We start from the raw sequence: 236 nt of genomic DNA, 5'->3' as shown, positions 1-236 counted from the left end.
GCCAATTTCACATTCAGCGTGGCGTTCCTCCTCGCTCATCAAGGCAAAACAATCCAGGTGTCGTGGGTATTGATTCGAGATGGCGTGCCCAGCGGCGAATCCCCTCCTCTGGAGGTGGTCATCGATAAAATCGCGGTGGATGACCCGCGCTTGCCGACTCCGAATATTGCGGGGGAAATGGGGCAGCAGCTCAATGTTCCGGAACTACCGAATGATGCGCGGGTGCTCTCGGAAAA

General features: G+C 56.4%; 1 protein-coding gene. It reads left to right on the top strand.

What is annotated here, in order from left to right; all coding sequences use genetic code 11:
- The coding region (locus AAEZ10_RS27750; protein WP_350571890.1) for a hypothetical protein at nucleotides 1–236 on the top strand (236 nt) is incomplete at both ends.

Source organism: Pseudomonas sp. H26/SER47-MNA-CIBAN-0231 (genome assembly GCF_040310465.1).
GTDB classification, from domain to species: Bacteria; Pseudomonadota; Gammaproteobacteria; order Pseudomonadales; family Pseudomonadaceae; genus Aquipseudomonas; species Aquipseudomonas atacamensis.
This window is presented reverse-complemented; position numbering and strand designations above follow the sequence as displayed.